At 39.4% G+C, this 18,458-nt stretch carries 24 protein-coding genes, 1 pseudogene and 2 riboswitches; of the genes and pseudogenes, 14 read left to right on the forward strand and 11 right to left on the reverse strand.

All coding sequences use genetic code 11. The features are described from left to right. Nucleotides 1-261: 261 nt before the first annotated feature. A complete protein-coding gene (locus tag SB775_RS22820; RefSeq protein ID WP_089364997.1) occupies nucleotides 262-573 on the reverse strand; it encodes a rhodanese-like domain-containing protein in 312 nt (103 codons plus the stop codon). Nucleotides 574-811: 238 nt separating this feature from the next. Continuing rightward, a complete protein-coding gene (locus SB775_RS22825; protein ID WP_061464471.1) occupies nucleotides 812-1,840 on the reverse strand; it encodes an NADH:flavin oxidoreductase/NADH oxidase in 1,029 nt (342 codons plus the stop codon). A gap of 185 nt (nucleotides 1,841-2,025) precedes the next feature. Between SB775_RS22825 and SB775_RS22830 the strand changes: the two genes are divergently transcribed. Continuing rightward, a complete protein-coding gene (locus SB775_RS22830; RefSeq protein WP_089364998.1) occupies nucleotides 2,026-2,466 on the forward strand; it encodes a MarR family winged helix-turn-helix transcriptional regulator in 441 nt (146 codons plus the stop codon). Between the two features lie 134 nt (nucleotides 2,467-2,600). Here the strand turns inward: SB775_RS22830 and SB775_RS22835 are convergent, their stop codons facing one another. Beyond that, the gene (locus tag SB775_RS22835; RefSeq protein WP_410863473.1) at nucleotides 2,601-3,443 is read right to left on the reverse strand and encodes an aldo/keto reductase; all 843 of its coding nucleotides are present in this window, start codon (nucleotides 3,441-3,443) and stop codon (nucleotides 2,601-2,603) included. 180 nt (nucleotides 3,444-3,623) lie between these two features. Continuing rightward, entirely contained in the window at nucleotides 3,624-4,829 is a 1,206-nt protein-coding gene (locus SB775_RS22840; RefSeq protein ID WP_410863475.1) for an MFS transporter, read from the reverse strand. 187 nt (nucleotides 4,830-5,016) lie between these two features. Between SB775_RS22840 and SB775_RS22845 the strand changes: the two genes are divergently transcribed. Beyond that, entirely contained in the window at nucleotides 5,017-5,388 is a 372-nt protein-coding gene (locus SB775_RS22845) for a winged helix-turn-helix transcriptional regulator (protein WP_034309370.1), read from the forward strand. 104 nt (nucleotides 5,389-5,492) lie between these two features. Here SB775_RS22845 and SB775_RS22850 read toward each other — a convergent pair whose 3' ends face one another. After that, the gene (locus tag SB775_RS22850; protein WP_410863477.1) at nucleotides 5,493-5,699 is read right to left on the reverse strand and encodes a hypothetical protein; all 207 of its coding nucleotides are present in this window, start codon (nucleotides 5,697-5,699) and stop codon (nucleotides 5,493-5,495) included. A 239-nt stretch (nucleotides 5,700-5,938) separates the two neighbouring features. Between SB775_RS22850 and SB775_RS22855 the strand changes: the two genes are divergently transcribed. Continuing rightward, on the forward strand, nucleotides 5,939-6,250 hold the full coding sequence (locus SB775_RS22855) for a hypothetical protein (protein ID WP_410863479.1): 312 nt from the start codon (nucleotides 5,939-5,941) through the stop codon (nucleotides 6,248-6,250). A gap of 30 nt (nucleotides 6,251-6,280) precedes the next feature. After that, nucleotides 6,281-7,426 (forward strand): CAP domain-containing protein, encoded by a 1,146-nt coding sequence (locus SB775_RS22860; protein ID WP_410863481.1) that lies wholly within the window; start codon nucleotides 6,281-6,283, stop codon nucleotides 7,424-7,426. 103 nt (nucleotides 7,427-7,529) lie between these two features. Here SB775_RS22860 and SB775_RS22865 read toward each other — a convergent pair whose 3' ends face one another. Further along, the gene (locus tag SB775_RS22865; RefSeq protein WP_061464477.1) at nucleotides 7,530-8,723 is read right to left on the reverse strand and encodes a nucleoside transporter C-terminal domain-containing protein; all 1,194 of its coding nucleotides are present in this window, start codon (nucleotides 8,721-8,723) and stop codon (nucleotides 7,530-7,532) included. Nucleotides 8,724-8,898: 175 nt separating this feature from the next. Beyond that, nucleotides 8,899-9,003, reverse strand: a riboswitch (purine riboswitch). Nucleotides 9,004-9,330: 327 nt separating this feature from the next. Between SB775_RS22865 and SB775_RS22870 the strand changes: the two genes are divergently transcribed. Then, entirely contained in the window at nucleotides 9,331-10,035 is a 705-nt protein-coding gene (locus tag SB775_RS22870) for a DUF421 domain-containing protein (protein WP_410863519.1), read from the forward strand. Between the two features lie 210 nt (nucleotides 10,036-10,245). Here SB775_RS22870 and SB775_RS22875 read toward each other — a convergent pair whose 3' ends face one another. Next, nucleotides 10,246-10,992: an alpha/beta hydrolase gene (locus tag SB775_RS22875; RefSeq protein WP_061464478.1), complete on the reverse strand. Its 747-nt coding sequence runs from the start codon at nucleotides 10,990-10,992 to the stop codon at nucleotides 10,246-10,248. 310 nt (nucleotides 10,993-11,302) lie between these two features. Between SB775_RS22875 and SB775_RS22880 the strand changes: the two genes are divergently transcribed. The 7 genes from SB775_RS22880 to SB775_RS22910 all read left to right on the forward strand — a co-directional run bounded on the left by SB775_RS22880 (nucleotide 11,303) and on the right by SB775_RS22910 (nucleotide 14,601). Beyond that, complete coding sequence (locus SB775_RS22880) at nucleotides 11,303-11,623, forward strand: PadR family transcriptional regulator (RefSeq protein ID WP_089364730.1); 321 nt, start codon at nucleotides 11,303-11,305, stop codon at nucleotides 11,621-11,623. Further along, nucleotides 11,623-12,486: a permease prefix domain 1-containing protein gene (locus tag SB775_RS22885; protein WP_410863482.1), complete on the forward strand. Its 864-nt coding sequence runs from the start codon at nucleotides 11,623-11,625 to the stop codon at nucleotides 12,484-12,486. Before SB775_RS22880 ends, SB775_RS22885 begins: the two co-directional genes overlap by 1 nt. 12 nt (nucleotides 12,487-12,498) lie before the next feature. Continuing rightward, nucleotides 12,499-13,530 (forward strand): TolB family protein, encoded by a 1,032-nt coding sequence (locus SB775_RS22890; protein ID WP_410863484.1) that lies wholly within the window; start codon nucleotides 12,499-12,501, stop codon nucleotides 13,528-13,530. A gap of 63 nt (nucleotides 13,531-13,593) precedes the next feature. Continuing rightward, on the forward strand, nucleotides 13,594-13,944 hold the full coding sequence (locus tag SB775_RS22895; RefSeq protein WP_410863486.1) for a hypothetical protein: 351 nt from the start codon (nucleotides 13,594-13,596) through the stop codon (nucleotides 13,942-13,944). Further along, the gene (locus SB775_RS22900; protein ID WP_410863487.1) at nucleotides 13,941-14,147 is read left to right on the forward strand and encodes a hypothetical protein; all 207 of its coding nucleotides are present in this window, start codon (nucleotides 13,941-13,943) and stop codon (nucleotides 14,145-14,147) included. Before SB775_RS22895 ends, SB775_RS22900 begins: the two co-directional genes overlap by 4 nt. Further along, nucleotides 14,144-14,353 carry a hypothetical protein gene (locus SB775_RS22905; RefSeq protein WP_410863488.1) on the forward strand — a complete coding sequence of 70 codons (210 nt, stop codon included), beginning with the start codon at nucleotides 14,144-14,146 and terminating at the stop codon, nucleotides 14,351-14,353. The genes SB775_RS22900 and SB775_RS22905 overlap by 4 nt, the downstream gene beginning before the upstream one ends. Continuing rightward, nucleotides 14,350-14,601 carry a hypothetical protein gene (locus SB775_RS22910; RefSeq protein WP_410863490.1) on the forward strand — a complete coding sequence of 84 codons (252 nt, stop codon included), beginning with the start codon at nucleotides 14,350-14,352 and terminating at the stop codon, nucleotides 14,599-14,601. Before SB775_RS22905 ends, SB775_RS22910 begins: the two co-directional genes overlap by 4 nt. 48 nt (nucleotides 14,602-14,649) lie before the next feature. On the opposite strand, the gene SB775_RS22915 is transcribed toward SB775_RS22910, so the two are convergent. Next, nucleotides 14,650-14,799 (reverse strand): hypothetical protein, encoded by a 150-nt coding sequence (locus tag SB775_RS22915; RefSeq protein ID WP_410863491.1) that lies wholly within the window; start codon nucleotides 14,797-14,799, stop codon nucleotides 14,650-14,652. 20 nt (nucleotides 14,800-14,819) lie between these two features. After that, nucleotides 14,820-15,362, reverse strand: a complete 543-nt coding sequence (locus tag SB775_RS22920) for a VUT family protein (RefSeq protein ID WP_061464480.1) — start codon at nucleotides 15,360-15,362, stop codon at nucleotides 14,820-14,822. Nucleotides 15,363-15,413: 51 nt separating this feature from the next. After that, a riboswitch (PreQ1 riboswitch) is annotated at nucleotides 15,414-15,456 on the reverse strand. 407 nt (nucleotides 15,457-15,863) lie between these two features. Here SB775_RS22920 and SB775_RS22925 point away from each other — a divergent pair. Further along, on the forward strand, nucleotides 15,864-16,337 hold the full coding sequence (locus SB775_RS22925; protein ID WP_061464481.1) for an SRPBCC family protein: 474 nt from the start codon (nucleotides 15,864-15,866) through the stop codon (nucleotides 16,335-16,337). Between the two features lie 48 nt (nucleotides 16,338-16,385). Further along, a complete protein-coding gene (locus SB775_RS22930) occupies nucleotides 16,386-16,826 on the forward strand; it encodes an SRPBCC family protein (protein WP_410863494.1) in 441 nt (146 codons plus the stop codon). Nucleotides 16,827-17,107: 281 nt separating this feature from the next. On the opposite strand, the pseudogene SB775_RS22935 reads toward SB775_RS22930, so the two are convergent. Both SB775_RS22935 and SB775_RS22940 read right to left on the reverse strand, forming a co-directional pair. Beyond that, a pseudogene (locus tag SB775_RS22935) lies at nucleotides 17,108-18,077 on the reverse strand (HD domain-containing protein). Nucleotides 18,078-18,122: 45 nt separating this feature from the next. Then, nucleotides 18,123-18,407 carry a hypothetical protein gene (locus tag SB775_RS22940; protein WP_089364735.1) on the reverse strand — a complete coding sequence of 95 codons (285 nt, stop codon included), beginning with the start codon at nucleotides 18,405-18,407 and terminating at the stop codon, nucleotides 18,123-18,125. Between the last annotated feature and the right edge of the window lie 51 nt (nucleotides 18,408-18,458).

Here is an 18,458-nt window from a genome sequence, read left to right on the forward strand (position 1 = left end):
ATTTATTACCTTGATTATAAAACAAAAAAAGGTAGATTTCCTCAGAATAAACTGAGAAAATCTACCTCTATTGGCCCAGAAGGGACTTTTTCAGTGCCCTTTCATGAAAGGACCCTTTTTTTCATGCCTTTAAATATGCACGTCTTTCCGCATATTCTCGGCATTGTGAACAAACCGCGATTTTTTTTCTTTCTTCATTCAAATATGTCGTTACATTCTTGGATTTACGCTTACAAAAGTAACAGGTTTTTTTGAAGAGCTTCACTTAACGATGACTTCGCCGTCCCATTCAAGCATTCCGCCTTCCATGTTTGCCACTTTATATCCTTGTTCCTGAAGATAATGGCATACATTTTCACTGCGGCGTCCTGAACGGCAGATAAAGATGTATTCTTTTTCTTTATCAAAATAATCAAGATTAGCTGGGATATCATTCATGCGGATATGTTTCGCGCCTTCGATCATTCCTTCTTGCACTTCTTCGTCTTCACGAACATCGACAAGTTCCATCGCTTCGCCTGCCTCAAGCTTTGCTTCCACTTCTTCAGTTGTAATGACTTTGATTTCTTCCATAATTAGCACCTCGAATTATCGTATGATTTATCTAATTCATTATAACAAATATTCCAGCCAAACATTACTTTATGGATTGTGTACTTTTAAGGTAAACATACAACGCTAATTGAAAATGCATGTTCACTTATATTCATTCTTGATAAAAGCGCACCTAACAGGATAGCTGATTTTTAAAAATAAAACGCCAGCGAATATCATTTTCGCTAGCGTTTTATTTTGAACTAATGAATTATTCTTAATGTCTGAAACCTCGCTCATATTGTTTAGGAATATCAACTTGTTTATTCAAAGTTTTAGATGCTTCTAGAGACCAGTAAGGGTTGCGCAACATCCCTCTTCCTATTGCCACCAAGTCTGCTTCTTCATTTCCAATGATTGAGTTTGCAAGAATTGGATCATCTAATCTACCTACAGCAATCACTGGAATATCCAAAGCTTTTTTAATTTCCCTAGCCAATGGCGTTTGATAGCTAGCATGCGTGCCCGGTCTTCCGTCTGCTCCAATCGGGCCCTCTCCGCCAGAGCTGACATGGAACATATCCACACCTGCTTCTTTAAAGACTTTGGAAAACTCAATACTTTCTTCCAGACCGTATCCGCCTTCCACGTATTCTTTTGCAGAAATACGCATAATTAAAGGCATATCAGCTGGCATTTCGCTTTTCACTGCTTCAATTACTTCTACTCCAAATTTGGTTAAGTCTTTTCCGTATTCATCTTCACGTTTATTCGTAAGTGGCGATGTGAATTGGTGAATTAAATATCCGTGTGCCCCATGCAATTCAATCACGTCAAAGCCTGCTTGAACGGCTCTTCTAACTGAGTTACGGAATTTATCGACCATTTCCTTAACTTCTTCCGTCTCCAAAGCTCTTGGTGTCTTAAACGTTTCGTCAAACGCGATGGCTGATGGTGCTACCGGCGTTTCTGCATCCTGTGCTTTACGCCCCGCATGAGCAATTTGAATACCGATTTTTGCACCGTATTGATGAACCTCCTTAACGATTTTGGAGAAGGCATCAACTTGATCGTCAGACCATAATCCAAGATCGCCATTCGTAATCCGGCCATCAGGTTCTACATCCGTCATTTCCACGATGATAAACCCAGTGCCGCCAATTGCTCTGCTCACATAATGGTGCTGATGCCAATTAGTTGGTATCCCATCTTCCGCTTCGACGGAATATTGGCACATCGGCGGCATGACGATCCTATTTTTCAATTCAAGTTCTTTTATGCGATAAGGCGAAAATAAATCTTTCATATTTTTTATCTCCTTCAATTTATAATGCATGCACATGCATTTATATCATCTCGATAATATTGTGTCAACTAATCAGATTCTCCTTAACAGACGATTGCGTTCATTGTAAACGCTATCGTCTGTTGGTACACATTCTTTAATATGTGGTATATTTAAAGGAAGTAAGCAGAGGAAGGCGAATATAAATGTCCAGTGAACAAACCCTTTTAAATACATGGTTATCTTTTACACGTATTCATGCCGAGCTCGCCAATGAGCTTGATCGAATGCTGCAAGCAAGACACCAAACGGCTTTGAATGAGTTTTATGTTTTATTATTTTTATCAAAAACACCAGAAAAAAAACTGAGGCTGCTGGAATTGCAACAGTTAGTCGGGTTAAGTCAAAGTGCGATGTCAAGGCTTTCTGTTAGAATGGAAAATAAAAGCTGCGGTGTCATTCAAAGGCTTGGATATGAAGACGACCGTCGCGGTGTGTGTGCGATCATAACGGACCTTGGTGAGATAAGACTTCAGGAAATCCTTGCCACCGTAAATGAAACACTTGAAAAGTCTTTAAAGAATAATGACATCGACACAGCACTGAAATTATTCGTCCATGCAAAAAAGCAGAACACAGGAGAATGATTGAAGCGATTTCGATGGCTTATATGAAATTGTGCTCCATTCAATTTGGGGCCTTTTTTTCTTTTCCATATTTGGGCAGACATCCAAAAAAAAGAGAAAGACGAATGCTCTCGTCTCTCTCCTTCATTCAACTATTAAAAGTCGAAATTATCAGGATCTGGACCAACACGGTGATTCTGATTCAATCCATCAATTTGGTTCAATTCCTCTTCCGTCAATTCGAAATCGAATACAGATGAGTTTTCTACAATACGATGTTCTTTAGTGGATTTGGGAATCGTTACAATCCCATTTTGTATATCCCAGCGCAAAATGACTTGTGCAACTGATTTGCCATGCTTGGCCGCAATTGCTTGTAAAACGTCATTATCCAAAAGTTCACCTTGCATCAATGGTGACCACGCTTCAAGTTGTATTCCTTGTTCCTTGCAAAATGCCTGAACTTCTTTTTGAGTTAAACGCGGATGGCATTCCACTTGATTGACCATCGGCTTCACTTCGGCATCTTTCATTAAATCTTTAAGATGGTGAATCTGGAAATTGCTCACACCGATCGCTTTTATTTTTCCTTCTTTATAAAGAGTTTCCAGCGCTCTCCAAGCTTCCTTATATTTTCCTTCCACAGGCCAATGGATAAGATATAAATCCAAGTACTCCAAGCCAAGTTTCTTTAAGCTTTTTTCGTAAGCCGCGATTGTTGATTCATATCCTAAATCAGCATTCCAGACTTTTGAAGTTACGAATAAGTCTTCCCTGGAGATTCCAGCTTCTTTTAAGCCCTCAATGATCCCTTGTCCGACCCCTTCTTCATTTTCATAAATGGCAGCCGTATCGATACTGCGATAACCATGTTTAATGGCCACTTTAACTGCATTTACCAGCTCCGGTCCTTCTTCCACCTTAAATACGCCCAATCCGAACCAAGGCATTTTAACGCCATTATGCAACGTAGTTGTATCTTGTAAATTTTTCACCATTATACTCTACCCCCAAATTTTTTCTTCATTGTTTTTAAGATTGTAATGCGTTTAAGTATCAGTATCATTACATCCCTTCAAGGAACCTTCCATCATTCGCTGAAGGGATGCAATGATACTTGGTTAATGATACTCTAAACGCATAGCATGCTTTTTCTAACATGCATCACTTTTTCAATCCTATGCTATTTTGCCAGTTCCCTTGGAACGGTCTTTACTTTCCAAGGCACGGCTCCAAGCTGTTAAAACCACTGCTGCAAACACCATAACTCCACCTATCCACGCTGTATGAATCAGTCCGATCGAATCCGTAATCACCCCGCCTAAGTAGGCACCAATGGCGATTCCCGCATTGAAGGCAGCAATATTGATGGCTGACGCCACGTCCACTGCACTCGGCACGAAACGCTCCGCTAACATGACGACATACACTTGAAGCCCCGGAACATTCATGAATGCAAATAATCCCATTAAAATGATCGTAATTAGACCGGCTATCTTAAACGGTGCTGTGAAAGTCAAGACAACAAGTACAATGGCTTGAATAAGAAACATATAGAATAGGGCATTAATAGGATTGCGATTCGCGAATTTCCCGCCAAGGGTATTTCCTATTGCTATGGCTACTCCATATATTAGCAAAATCAATGCCACCGTTCCTTCTTTATACCCTGTCACTTCCTGAAGTAATGGCGAGAGGTACGTGAAGACAACGAATGTACCTCCATACCCTAATGCTGTAATGATGAATACTAGCAGCAATCGGCCATTCGTAACCAATTTGATTTGATCACGGAACGTTGTCTGTAAAGCTTTTCTTAAATCGGACGGGACCAGGATGCTGTTCCCGATGAAGGCAATCAGGCCGATTGCCACAATGATCATGAAAGCGAATCTCCAGCCGAATTGCTGACCGATGAAGGTTCCAAAAGGAACTCCGGTCACCGTTGCCACCGTCAGGCCTGTAAACATGATGGCGATGGCACTTGCCCTGCGGTTTTCAGGGACCAAATCAGCAGCAATCGTAGCGCCGATTGACATGAAGATACCATGTGCAAGCGCTGAAATGACACGTGCGATCAATAATACACCGACCGTGGTCGCAGAAGCCGCTAATGCATTTCCGGCAATGAACACGACCATTATCCATAGCAATAAAGTCTTTCGCGACATATTCGATGTCAGGGATGTCAGGATAGGTGCCCCGAACATGACCCCTAAGGCGTATAGTGATACCGTCAATCCCGCCGTCGTCACTGTAATGTGTAAATCTTTAGAAATGAGTGGTAATAGTCCCACGCTGATGAACTCTGTTGTTCCAATCGCAAAGGCACTGATCGCTAAAGCCAGCAATGCCCATGTACTTCTATTTTTACTTGAAATCATATCCTCTTCTCCTTCTCGTCTTTTGTACTATCATTGAAATTGCCTTAGCAACTTTTTTTATAAATGGTACAGTTGAATTCGGTGTGCAAATGTTATTATGAGTTATAATAGAAATAAAAAACAGTACGTACTTTAAAGTGATATAGGCACCTTTTAGTACCTATAAAACAAGGAGAGTATGCCAATCATGCAAAAAAAGAAATACAATATATCAGTTGAAGCGACACTGGAAGTAATGGGCGGAAAGTGGAAATGCGTAATCCTCTGCCATCTGACCCACGGAAAAAAGCGGACCAGTGAATTGAAGCGCCTTATGCCGAACATCACCCAAAAAATGTTGACCCAACAATTGAGGGAGTTAGAAAAGGACGAGGTCATCAATCGTATCGTTTATAACCAAGTCCCCCCTAAAGTGGAATATGAACTTAGTGAGTATGGGCAAAGCCTGGAAAGTATCCTATCCGCACTGTGTACGTGGGGGGAAAATCACATAACCAGAGTGTATGGGGATAAGTTTTCCGTTCTCGAGGAAAGTGTATTGAATGATCAATTAAAGTAATTCAAAACAAAAAAACGGAGTCCACTAAAGGGATTCCGTTTTTTTGCTGAACCGATCAAACATCATCATTGAAGAATAAAACAAAAAAGATTAGCTCAAATGTGCTATTTTTTTTTGTTTATAATGAATTCTCCTAATTTAACTAATAAATGCAAAGTGAAAATGATCATCATTGTTCTGGACACTACATACCCATCAAGAGCTGAATCATATCCTCCAGGTATTAATAATTCAGGTTTGAAGCAAATAAAAATCGATATTGCGAGAGGTATTAAAATAAGAATGAAAGCTAGCTGAGTTTTGTTATCCATAAAGCATCCACCCTCAGTGCATTAATTTAACAAATTATAACATTATTATCCATCAATTAATAACCTAATAAAAATACCATCGTAAGAGGCATCCGTTTTATTCCTCACTATATTTTTGGTATAATATGTATGCGTTTTAATATGTAAACTCTGTATGTGATCAAGCAGGACAGTGTTGATCACTTAAAGTTTTTATTTTGTAAACAAATGAGTATAATGGTGAAACCAAGGAGTGACATATGAAGGTCTTATTAGAATTGATGCGCATCATATTAATATTCGGGATAGCCGGATCGATCATTTCGAATATTGTAAACGGTATATATATAAACATGGGAGTTAATCCGAATCAGTATGGCTGGCTAGGCTCGATTGCGATACTCATTTTATTATTTGTCTGGTATAGAAATAAACTTCAGTTCAGTGGCTGGTATTCGGGAAAAGGGAAGGAAAAGCTTCCAAAAACGGCCTCCCAAATACTAATCATGTGTTCACTCTTTTTGTTATGTGCTCCACCTGTTTTAAGTGTGCTGCAGCTGATATTTCAATAATCGGGATTCGATATCCCAGATAGAGCAGGAGTGAACGATTTGCGGAATTTGTTTAATATTGTAGTTCTCATACTCCTACTCGGTGGATTTTGGTATGGATATGGTAAAAATATTCAGGAGTCTGGATTCAAGGCGGGGGTTGGTTCCTTTGCATCCGATGTTCGTTCCTTTATAAACGGGCCCGAGGTTTCAACTGCCTTGGAAAAACTGAACACCGGAGTCAACAACCTGATGGGTTCGCTGGCTGAAACTTTGGATACCGCTTCAGAAAAAGAACAAGAAACGGAAAAAGTGAAAAAACCAACACTGGAAGCACCTTCTGAAGCATCCTTTTCAGTCAGTAATATCGAAATTGGCGACACAAAGGATGACGTAGAAAAACTGGCTGGGGAAGCAAAGCGGAAAACGCGGAATGAATATGGCGTAGACTGGTTCGCCTATCATGAAAATTATCAAAACTTCTTCATGGTTGCCTACGATAATAACAATAGAGTTGTTGGTTTATATACGAATCAAGATTTGATTTCCTCAAAGGAAGGCATTAAACGCGGCACCCCTAAGGAAACCGTGACTACGAAATTGGGCGAGCCTGTAACAAAACTACTTAAAGGCAACGTCTATTATCAGATTCGAAGTGATGGCGAATACGATATGTTTAAAATGGATAATAGCTATGTGACCATTTTTTATGATAAACATGAAAATAATACAGTCACATCGATCCAGATCATCGACGAAAAACTGGAAAAGCAAAAGAGCGGCTATTTTGCAAAAGCCAGCCCCGAGTTAAAGAAAGGCTTTGAATATCAATTATTCGATTTGACCAATGCATCACGGGTCAATCATAATCTCTCAGTGCTTTCATGGGATAAACGAGTCAAGGTCACTGCACAGGATCACAGTACAGATATGGCCGTGAATCAATACTTCAACCATACAAACCTTGAAGGAGAATCCCCGTTCGACAGGATGGAAGATGACAAAATCAAGTTTCGAATGGCTGGGGAAAACTTGGCTGCCGGTCAGAATAGCAGTATCTTTGCCCATGAAGGCCTGATGAATTCCATTGGCCACAGGGAAAACAAATTACAGAAGGATTTTGAATCGCTCGGTGTCGGAGTGGCCTTCGATGAGGAAAATAAACCATATTATACGGAGAATTATTTGAGGAAATAAACCAAAAAGCTGTGCAGGGAGAATCCCAGCACAGCTTTTTTCTCCAGAATAAAAGAGAGGGCATCCATTTTTTAAAAATGGATGCCCTCTCTTTTATAATGTATCACCAAACGAATAATCCAACCATCATGGCACTTAACAAGGAAACAGCCATCCCGCTTAGCAGCAGTTTCCAGACATTCCTTCCGATAATGTTCGATTTCTCATCATTTAGGATGGAATTGAATGTTCCATAAATCATTCCCACTGTACTGAAGTTGGCAAATGACGTCAGATAAGTGACAGCAACAGCGACTGTATGCGGAGACAGCGTACTGATTTTATCTTTTAAATCGAGCAAGGCGACGAACTCATTCGTGGCAAGCTTGATTCCCATCAATTGAGCGACATACATGGCATCATGTCCTGTTAGTCCAAGCAGGAATGCAAATGGACTAAAAATGACAGAGAAGATTTTTTGAATGGTCAGGCCATCCACAAAGAAACCGAAAATACCGTTTACACTGGCCGTTAACGCCACATAACCGATTACCATTGCCATGATGACGAAGACCATTTTGGCCCCCACCAGCATACTGTTAGAAATGGTGGAAAAGAAATCTTTACGTTCCTCTTTAGAAGGTACATAAACGACGTCTTCCTCTTTACTGACATCGACGGGATTTAGCATGTTAGCAATCAGCAAGGCATTTAAGCAGTTCAAAGGTATCGCTACAAATACATAGGTTGCCGGTACCATGGATAGGTAGGCTCCAATGATTGAACCGCTGATGCTGCTCATGCTCATGATTCCAAATGTCAAAAGTCGCTGATCTTTAATCGCACCGAGTTGAACGCGGAGAACAGCAAGTGCTTCGGTATTCCCAAGGAACATCATCTGAATCGAAAAGAAACTCTCAAGTTTTGGCAAACCGGATACTTTTGAGATGAGCCATCCCACTTTATCAATGATCCAGGTAAGTATACCGAAATACGATAAAACATCAAAAAACGTGATAATGAAAATAATTGGCATCAATGCGCTGAAAAAGAAATCCACATGTTCATTTGCCATAACTGAAGGAAAGACGAATGAAATCCCTTCATTTGCACATCCAATCAACCAGGTGAAGAATGAAGCGATCAGATTAATGACCCACGCCCCTATCTTAGTTGATAACATGAACCCTGTGATAAGCAATTCAAGAACCAGCAAGGTAAGAATGGCTTTCCACTTAACGCTCCTTTTATTAGGTGAACAAAGGTAAACGATACCCATTACAACTAAAACACCCAGTATATTCAATAAGAAATACATGCTTTCATCCCCTTTGGATATATCATTTCCCATTCATTTTTTTTATATAAAAAGCCCTTACCTTTTTACACTTTCAGCCGCAGGAAGAAAGTGTGAAAAAGTAAGAGCCTTCATTAAAAAGGGGGTATGCTGGATCAAGTTTTCAAGCGAACCAACCATAAACCAATTCATCTCTTTTATTTTCATACTTCCTTGTAGTCCGGCATTATTCACGGCTGCCAGGTAGAAACTATCAGACCATTGTTACTGATAATATACAAGGATATTTTTTAAATAAATTTCTTAGGAAAGATATCATTTTAAATCAGTTTATTTTCAATTACAATACGTTTTACAATTGTTATATTAATATAAATTTTTCGAAAACATTTTAAAAAGAAATCTCCGAAGGGCCAGTGTTGGGTAATACTTATGAAGTAGTATATCCCACCCACCCATCAACAATAAAAAACACCTGCTTTATAGCGGTGTTGTTATAGCTCGAATAAATTCGCCATATTACCCTTTAGAGTCATGCCGTTTTAAAAAAAACTTCCCACCTGTGATAATCCTTGATTCAATGCTTCATACTAAATAGTATATTTCCTTTATAAGGACGTGGATTTTGGTGGATTTTATTTTTAGCCAGGAAACTCTTACTACAGTTCAGTGGATGTTGAGAGCCATTACATCCTTCATCGTTTTACTTTTTTCGGTTAAATTGATGGGGCAACGAGCCATTTCTCAGTTAAGATTAATTGATTTTATCATGGCATTAATTATTGGGAACATTCTTGCCCACCCTTTGTCTGATGCACATTCAGGTTTGAAGGGTTCAATGATAACGACCTGTGTATTAGTCATTTTATATATCATTAATGTGTTCACAAGTCTTAAGTGGGGCAAACTCCGAAGGTTCTTTGACCCCTCACCCTTTACCCTTATCGAAAATGGGCAAATCGTTTACAAAAGCTTAGCAAGGGCTCGAATCTCCATCGATTTTTTACTATCTGAATTAAGAAAAGAAAAAATTGTCGATATTGAGAAAGTATCACTCGCACTATGGGAACCTGATGGTACTATTTCATTGTTTTTAGATCCTCAATATAAAGCGCTAACTCCAGCAGATATGCATATAGCAACTAAAGCCTTCACTTTACCTAAAACGATTATTAAAGAGGGGAAGATTGATTTTAAAGAATTAAATCAAGACGGTAAAGACGAAGTATGGCTGAAAAAAAGTCTCAAAATGACTTATAATGCCGACGTGAAAGATATTTTATTAGCAACCATTGATAATAACGATAACATAAAGGTCTTTTTTTACAAATAACTACTTGAAGCTCTTAGCACTGCGAAAGAATATAAATACTTTTTTCTCGCTTAAAATAAATCCCGGTGAAAATTTGAGTTATTTCTTTTTGCAGACAAAATAAAATCCCCTCAAGAAGAAAGTGTAAAACCTACATATAAATGTCGGCTTTACACTTTCAAACTTAAAGGGGATCATATCACATTCATGACCTTCAAGAAAACTCTCTTATTACTCCGACCAATGCAGAGTATTTAAGAACTTGTACACATCCTCATAAACCTGCTCACGTTCTTTACCTAATGTGATTATATGGCCAGAGTTTTCATACCATATCAAGTGTTTATGCTGCGTATCGACTTCATTGAAAATCGCTGTAGCACTGTTCGTATAGTCGGGATCATCCAAACGCCCTTGTAAAACAAGAGTTGGTGATGTGATTAAATCTAAATCTTCACCAGTCTCATTTATTATATTCACCATATCATTCAGCGAAGTCATAGGGTCTTCTTCTAACAGCTTCACTTCGGCAGCAATTTGGTCTGCATCTTTGCCTTCAAACTTCTTATAGGCCTGTGCATAATTGAGCAAGCGTTTTTTTTGTCGATCGCTACTTTTCCCTTGTGTCGGTGCACACATTGCAACTACCCCTGTTACAGGAAGTTCAATTCCTACTTTTAATGAGAACAATCCTCCTAAAGAAATTCCTGCAACAGCAATTTCCTCGTAGCCTTCATCTTTAAGGAATTGATAACCTTCCACTACATCTTTCCACCATTGCTTTGGACTTGTTTTAGCAAGTTCCTCGGCTGATACGCCATGCCCACTATAAAGGGGTCCGTGGCAAGTATAGTCGCGATCATTCAGGTATTTCCCTAATTTCTTCATGTCTCCTGTACTTCCGGTAAACCCGTGAAGTAAAAGAACAGCTCTTTTTCCACCTCTGTATGTGAATGACTCAGGTGCTTTCACTTTCATCTATCTAGGACCTTCTTTCTGCTCTTGTTGATAAATAGAATCTAAATGATTTTCAAAAAAAAATCAATTAATACCCCTTGAGTGGGATTTCTTCTATCCTATTCCGTATTTTCATTCAAACAGATAAATCATGTATTTATTATCCTTACCACACTCTTTACAACTCATCCGTTCCGAAGCACATTTTACTATGATTGATTTTATTTAGCAATCGTCATTTAACCATTTTTTTAAAGAAAAGTAAAATGCACCTTGTAATACGATGTACATCGTATTACACTAAAAGCAAATGATAAAAGAAGGTGATTATTTGGATAAAGAATTGATGAAGGGAAGCATTGACCTCCTTTTGCTTTCACTTCTTTCACAAAAAGAGCTGTATGGCTATGAAATGACGAAGATTCTTAAGCAAATGAGCGAGGGGCAATACGAAATCAGTGAAGGTACCCTATATCCGGCTCTTAAGCGTTTAGAAAGAAAGGAATTTATAGAAGGGTATTGGAAAGAGTCTGAGTCAGGACGAAGGAAATATTATCGTATCACGGACAGCGGCAGAACCGAACTTGAACGGAAACGCAGCAGCTTTACCTTCCTTGAAAATTTAGTTCGGAAAAGCGCGGAGGATTTCTGATGAAAACAACATTTGAAAAGTATGTAAAAAAAATCGTCAACCAAACCGATTGTACCAAGGAAGAAAAAGAAGATATGTCTGAAGAACTGCTCCTCCATTTGAAGTTGAGCCGGGATGATTTAATAAAGCAGGGGAAGACCCCAAAAGAAGCCGAGAAAATGGCATTAATCCTTTTTGGCGACGAATGGGAAATCGGCAGTCAAATTCAGCAGGCCATCTTTCCATACCGAAAAGAACTTATGCTTACTTTATCCATCGTTTCAATTCTTTTTACGTTTTCGGTGTATGCGCTGCAACTATTCCAAAAAGGAGATGCTTACATCGGCTGGCTTCTTTTTTCGATACTGACTAGCGCAACTTTACTCTCACTTACACTTAACCTCCTAGTCTCTATCAACCGGAAAATCATGGTCAACACCGTGTTAGTGACCCATGCCCTTGTCTATGTATATGGATGGGGAATCGCTTCCGCCCTTGACTTCACATTATTTCCTTTATTCAGCTTGATTATGGCAGCAATTCTCCTACTATCTCTTTACCTCATTTACAAAACAGCCTTGGTTCTTCCGGGATATAGTGGAAAGACTTTAAAAAAAGCAAAACTTCTGCACATTTTCAATATTTCACTCGGCATCTTGATTTTGTCAGTTACCTTATTTTTCTTATATGCTTTTTTAATCTTCTCAAGTGAAGTCCAGCCGTTTATGCTTTTATTTTTCATCCCGACCGTCTTATGGATTTCGTTATATACCCTACAGATTAAACTGTTAAAAAAGCTTCCTGTTGCTTCAAATATATGTGCTGTTTTACAGGTATTACTTGTTCTAGCCATTATTGTTACGATGATGATACTCTACCGTTAAGGAGTCCTTCAAATGAAAAAGATGCACATCTATCTCATTCTGATCACGCTTGCGATTGTGACTGTCTTGTTTGTCATCGCCGGATTGATCTTTAAAAAAGAAGAAAATGAAAAGCAGCAGGGCTTAACCAATCAATACGACGTATCCGCCCAAGGAACAATTGCATACGTCACACACATTAAGGGGAAACCACAATTAAAGCTCTATAATCCTGCATTATCCATTGAAGAAAAAGTCCTTGAATTGAGCAACGATGAACAAATCCTTGACCCGACTTATTCCTACGAAGGGGATATACTTGCCTTTATCGTAGCTAAAAAGAACCAAGAAGAAGATTCAACCAGTTCCATTCACCTTTTTGATATGAAATCACAGAAAATCAGTGAATTATTCAAAGCAGACTTCCTGGTCACAGAACTCGATTTCACAAAAAGCGGCCGCTCTCTCTTTTATATCGGAGCCGGTACGTTTAAAAACTACTCGCCGATCACGGGTCCCCGCCCTCACGATCTCGATATTTACGAGTTTGATATAGAAAAAAAGGAGTCCATCCAACTAACCTCTTTTAAGAAATATGGTCTTAGTTCCCTAAATGTCTCCCTTGATGGAGAAGCCGCTTATTATCAAACCGATGATGACGCGGATGCTAAAACGGCTGATGATATTTTTGAAACGCATCAACGGATTTTCAAAGTGAAATTTGACAAATCAAGTGTCGAAACTGTCACAGATTCTAAACGTGATGTCGACATTTTTGATTTCACAATTACCCCTGATGAAAAAACGATGATTTTCCAGTCCATCTCCAATGAGCAATCAGGCAGTACCTATATTTATGAGCTATATAGCTATGACCTCAAAACCAAGACCGAAAAGCAGCTGACCCATCTTCAAGGATACACAGATCGCCCAGTCATCAGCAGCGATTCAAAAAATGTCTATTTTATGGTAGACAAGAAATTCGGCAAAAGCGATCCACAGTATCACCTATATAAAGTGGAGATTGATGGAGCCAACCCCGAAGAAATTTTGTTGCCTAATTAATAAAAAAAGGATTCCCGCACCAATTATTGACGGTGCCAGAATCCTTTTTTTATGGGGTTACTCGTGAATTTGGACTGTTTACTCGTAAGTTTCGCACATTTACTCGTGAATTCATGCTACACTCCTGGTTTCGCGCTGTTTATTCGTGGGTTCGGCTATTTACTCGTGAATTTTGCACATTTACTCGTGAATTCCGCACGTTTACTCGTGAATTTCGCGCGTTTACTCGTGAATTTCGCACGTTTACTCGTGAATTCATGCTACACTCTTGATTTCGCGCTGTTTATTCGTGAGTTCGGCTATTTACTCGTGGGTTTCGCACGTTTACTCGTGAGTTTTGCACATTTACTCGTGAATTCATGCTACATTCTTGATTTCGCGCTGTTTATTCGTGGGTTCGGCTTGTTTACGTGAGTTTTGCACGTTTACTCGTGAATTCCGCACATTTACTCGTCAATTCATGCTACACTCTTGATTTCGCGCTGTTTATTCGTGGGTTCGGCTATTTACTCGTGAATTTTGCACATTTACTCGTGAATTCCGCACGTTTACTCGTGAATTCATGCTACACTCCTGGTTTCGCGCTGTTTATTCGTGGGTTCGGCTTGTTTACGTGAGTTTCGCACATTTACTCGTGAGTTTGGACTATTTACTCGTGAATTTCGCACTTTTACTCGTGGGTTTCGCACGTTTACTCGTGAGTTTTGCACATTTACTCGTGAATTCATGCTACATTCTTGATTTCGCGCTGTTTATTCGTGGGTTCGGCTTGTTTACTCGTGGGTTTCGCACGTTTACTCGTGAATTCATGCTACACTCTTGATTTCGCGCTGTTTACTCGTGGGGTTCGGCTATTTACTCGTGAGTTTTGCACGGTTACTCGTGAGTTTCGCACATTTACTCGTGAGTTTCGCACGTTTACTCGTGAATTCATGCTACACTCTTGATTTCGCGCTGTTTACTCGTGGGGTTCGGCTATTTACTCGTAAGTTTTGCACGTTTACTCGTGAATTCCGCACATTTACTCGTGAGTTTCGCACGTTTACTCGTGAATTCATGCTACACTCTTGATTTCGCGGTGTTTACTCGTGGGTTACTCCAGTCACGCAAAAAAAGGACCTAATTTGGCCCTTTTTTGTCTATTCCCTTATGTTTCCGATAATTGGCGCAGGAGAGCTTCATACATTCCCCCTTGACATGCGGACCATATTTTTCGCGAAAGGCCTCGAGGCAATAGCATTTATCTTCTTCCTTTTTGGTTCCATCCATCGGTGCATCCCTCCTAGAATTCAACCGGAGACTACGCGCTTTTCCAGTCTTACGTTGATTCGTCCCAACAGTACGGCACCGATAGACTGAATGACTGTTTTAACGATGATTTGGCCGATAATCGCAGCGGGTACGGCTTCCCATGGCAATATATTGGCACCTAGTGGACTTAGGCCAATCACGACAAATATCACCGAATCGAAAAACCCTCCAACGATCCCGCTGTAAAATACCCTCCAACTCATCGGGAGCTTTAACCGGGTATAAATTTCCGTATCCGCTGTTTCTGCCACCACGAACGATAATGCGGAAGCAAATACAATCAATAACGTATCTCCTAATAAAAATGAAACACATGCAGATAAAATAAGTGCGGTGACGATACACATATAGGTTTTCGCACGGCCGAATTTATTCTGGACCAGATCTCGAAAGATGAAGGTTCCTCCGATGAGCAATGTACCCATCGGAATGATGAACATTCCCAAATGTAATGGATCAAAAGCTGCTGTAACCACATTCGCCGTGACGATGGATACTAAATAAAATAGAATTCTTAACATTTAATTCATTCTCCTTATACAGAAAAAACAGCACCCTAAGAAAGAGCACTGTTCCCCTTAGTTTTTTTGAGAGGGTAGCTAGAACCTCTTCCGCCGGAGCGGATTATCATTTCCTTATTTATCGTAGCTTGAAAACGGTTGGAAATCAAGAAGTTTCCATATGGCCTGATCCTAAAATGTATTCAAGCTTATATCCTTTCAATAATCGCCTTATGATTTCGTTTTGGTCACTGGGAATGGTGCGAATCCACGGATTTCATTTACAGACTCGATAAGCCAATATCCGCTTTGCCAAAGCTTAACACTTAGCAAATGTTCCTCTGATTTTAAGGCTTTTGCCGATTCCTGTCGCAGAAAACTGCTTGACCGGCTGTATATAAAAAGCAGACAATCATTGATAGAGCTATGATACGATTTTGATATTGCAACCCTTATTGTTTTTATTCGGCACGGACTTGATAAGGAACCCTAGAAGTATAAACGCGAGGAGGAAAAAGAATAATGAAAAAACCAACGTTTGTCTATCCTATTTATATCGCAACCACACCAGAGAAGCTTTGGGAAGCCCTAACGAGTGGCGAATTCACAAAAAAATATCACTTTGGATGTCAAATCAAGTCATCCTTTCAAGAAGGCGCAACCGTTACATATTTGCTGGAAGATGGACGAATCACTGATCATGGAAATGTACTTAAGTGTGAGCCGCTGCAACTGCTCTCTTTTACATGGAACACGATAGGAGACGAAACACCCCGCGAGGATCCTGCTCGGGTCACTTTTCAACTGCAGCCAATGGATGATTCTACTGTAAAGTTAACACTTACGCATGAAGAGCTACTGGAGACCGATTTCGTATATGGTGACAATACCTTTAAGGGCATAAATAATGGATGGCCAGCTATTCTATGTAACCTGAAGAGCTTGCTTGAAACTGGACGGACCTTGCCGCCAATATATGTAGATCGGGTTAATTAGGTGTTAGTGGGAACTTATTTAAACATATCGAAAGTGAGCTGATATAGTATGGATACTCAAATAACTACGAAATTTAAAATAGGCAAGCCAACTAATGAGGTGTTTGAAGCCATAGTAACCCCTGAAAAAATCGGAAATTTCTGGTTCTCATCGAGTTCTGAAAGATGGGAGCAAGGCAGGACGCTTACATTGAGATATAACGAATACGATGCTGAAGTGGTTATACATGTATTAGAAGTCGAGGAAAATAGGAAAATCGTGTATTCGTGGGGAGGCAACGCCCAAGAAACGGTCGTTACAATTACATTAAAAGAGCTGAATAATACAAGTTCAATTATTGAAGTAAACGAATCAGGTTTGAAGGAAGACGACCCTGACATAATAAAAAAAATGATAGGACAAAAAGAGGGGTGGGTGTATACTTTAACCTGTTTAAAGGGTTATTTAGAAAATGGCGTTACTAATTTGAGAGCGTCATTAATTTTTTAAGGTGCTGGTTCAGCTGAAAAAAGATCTCCAAAACCGGCAGTTGGGCATGCCGCCTGCCAGAACAATAAAACTGACAATATTTAACTATGTTGTACCTGTTAAGCCTTTACGATTTAATGATGTTCGAATATCGATAAAATGCCACCACTCGAATATCAAGTTAAAAGAAAGCGGCTTACAAGTCGTCGATAGTCTATATAAATTTACGGGTAATGTTTCCGGGAAAAACTCAAGGATGGATTCCGTGAGTTTTTCCCTTTCTGTTTGGTTTGACGCGAAATTCAATCGGAAATCACCTTTAGATACATGCCCTTCGAAGCTTTTTCATAGGCTTCAATTCCCATGTTCTTCACTTTTTCGGATAAACTGGATGTCTCACCACTTGGGTTCCTTGAATGATGGAAGGATCCATCAGGCGCACTTTATTTTTCCGATGTAAATCATAGTCCAATTGATCTTCTTTCACCTTTACGTTACCATGGATCCTTTTTAACAGATTTTGCACTTCATCGTCTTCAGTGGAGCTTAACAAGGATATGACTTCTTCATCTGTACCAAGTAAGTCATCATGGCTGATCAGGTTTTTAGCCAAAGCCAATTTTAACGTCTTTGCCAAGATATCATAGCCATATATATTAAGTGGGTTCATGAAAAAATCAATAACTTCACTGTAATACGTTTTCACAAACCATTCCGCCGAATCAATATTATCCAGATACATTCTTCCATTTACTATGATTACATGATCAAGAAAGTCATGAACGGATTCAAGTGTGATATATCCATACTGATGCATATCCCGGAGAGTATAATCCACCCGATCGGCACATAACCCAGGTGCTGGCTGTTCAAGCATTTCCCATTTTGATTGAACAATAATTTTACAATCATATCCATATTTCTTCAATATAAATGGGATTTCAGATTCCATAATGACATGATCATATATCTTTTCATGATAATCTTCATCCATACAATCCAGAACGAAATCTATAACATGTGAGAATGCAGTATGGGATACGTCATGCAGTAAGCCCGCGATTGTTCCTCTAATGAACCGCTAAACGCCTTTATTAACAACATCACACCAATTGAATGGTCAAATCGTGTGACATTCCACTTCTCATTAACTAAATAACTTGCCCCACCCTGATGTATTCCCTTCAATCTTTGGACCGGTTTGCTTACTATCAGCTCTTCCAGAACTCCCTCTACAATGTGTTTCCCATAGATACTATCCGAAACTAGCAATAACTGCCTCCTCCCCATTAGTTTACTCATTACAGTTAGGTGATTTCACTGATTTTCTTCTATAAAAATTATTTCCCCCTTTTCACCTTGCTCATATTGCTTTTTTGCCAATTTTTCCAATTCCTTTTCATCATTCAAATCGATATCAGGTAGATTGCCCTCAGCTTCATCCCCAATGAGTATCACTTCATTAGTTATTACTCGATTTGCTGGATACACCATTATAATGTCTTCCATAGGTTTTGTTTTATTATTAAAAGATTTATTGAATAAAAAACAGCCGGTAAATACTATGAATATTGTAGACAAAATAACTAATTTCCTTTTCATCTATTCATCCCTTCCAACGGGCTTGAGCTTCCTCCATTTTACCATAAAAGT

The sequence above is a fragment of the Peribacillus sp. SIMBA_075 genome (assembly GCF_046534585.1).

What these genes read in the sequence shown, in the direction of transcription:
- SB775_RS22820 (WP_089364997.1), bottom strand. Translation starts at nt 573, where the DNA reads ATGGAAGAAATCAAAGTCATTACAACTGAAGAAGTGGAAGCAAAGCTT.
- SB775_RS22825 (WP_061464471.1), bottom strand. Translation starts at nt 1,840, where the DNA reads ATGAAAGATTTATTTTCGCCTTATCGCATAAAAGAACTTGAATTGAAA.
- SB775_RS22830 (WP_089364998.1), top strand. Translation starts at nt 2,026, where the DNA reads ATGTCCAGTGAACAAACCCTTTTAAATACATGGTTATCTTTTACACGT.
- SB775_RS22835 (WP_410863473.1), bottom strand. Translation starts at nt 3,443, where the DNA reads ATGGTGAAAAATTTACAAGATACAACTACGTTGCATAATGGCGTTAAA.
- SB775_RS22840 (WP_410863475.1), bottom strand. Translation starts at nt 4,829, where the DNA reads ATGATTTCAAGTAAAAATAGAAGTACATGGGCATTGCTGGCTTTAGCG.
- SB775_RS22845 (WP_034309370.1), top strand. Translation starts at nt 5,017, where the DNA reads ATGCAAAAAAAGAAATACAATATATCAGTTGAAGCGACACTGGAAGTA.
- SB775_RS22850 (WP_410863477.1), bottom strand. Translation starts at nt 5,699, where the DNA reads ATGGATAACAAAACTCAGCTAGCTTTCATTCTTATTTTAATACCTCTC.
- SB775_RS22855 (WP_410863479.1), top strand. Translation starts at nt 5,939, where the DNA reads ATGAAGGTCTTATTAGAATTGATGCGCATCATATTAATATTCGGGATA.
- SB775_RS22865 (WP_061464477.1), bottom strand. Translation starts at nt 8,723, where the DNA reads ATGTATTTCTTATTGAATATACTGGGTGTTTTAGTTGTAATGGGTATC.
- SB775_RS22875 (WP_061464478.1), bottom strand. Translation starts at nt 10,992, where the DNA reads ATGAAAGTGAAAGCACCTGAGTCATTCACATACAGAGGTGGAAAAAGA.
- SB775_RS22885 (WP_410863482.1), top strand. Translation starts at nt 11,623, where the DNA reads ATGAAAACAACATTTGAAAAGTATGTAAAAAAAATCGTCAACCAAACC.
- SB775_RS22890 (WP_410863484.1), top strand. Translation starts at nt 12,499, where the DNA reads ATGAAAAAGATGCACATCTATCTCATTCTGATCACGCTTGCGATTGTG.
- SB775_RS22915 (WP_410863491.1), bottom strand. Translation starts at nt 14,799, where the DNA reads ATGGATGGAACCAAAAAGGAAGAAGATAAATGCTATTGCCTCGAGGCC.
- SB775_RS22920 (WP_061464480.1), bottom strand. Translation starts at nt 15,362, where the DNA reads ATGTTAAGAATTCTATTTTATTTAGTATCCATCGTCACGGCGAATGTG.
- SB775_RS22925 (WP_061464481.1), top strand. Translation starts at nt 15,864, where the DNA reads ATGAAAAAACCAACGTTTGTCTATCCTATTTATATCGCAACCACACCA.
- SB775_RS22930 (WP_410863494.1), top strand. Translation starts at nt 16,386, where the DNA reads ATGGATACTCAAATAACTACGAAATTTAAAATAGGCAAGCCAACTAAT.
- SB775_RS22940 (WP_089364735.1), bottom strand. Translation starts at nt 18,407, where the DNA reads ATGAAAAGGAAATTAGTTATTTTGTCTACAATATTCATAGTATTTACC.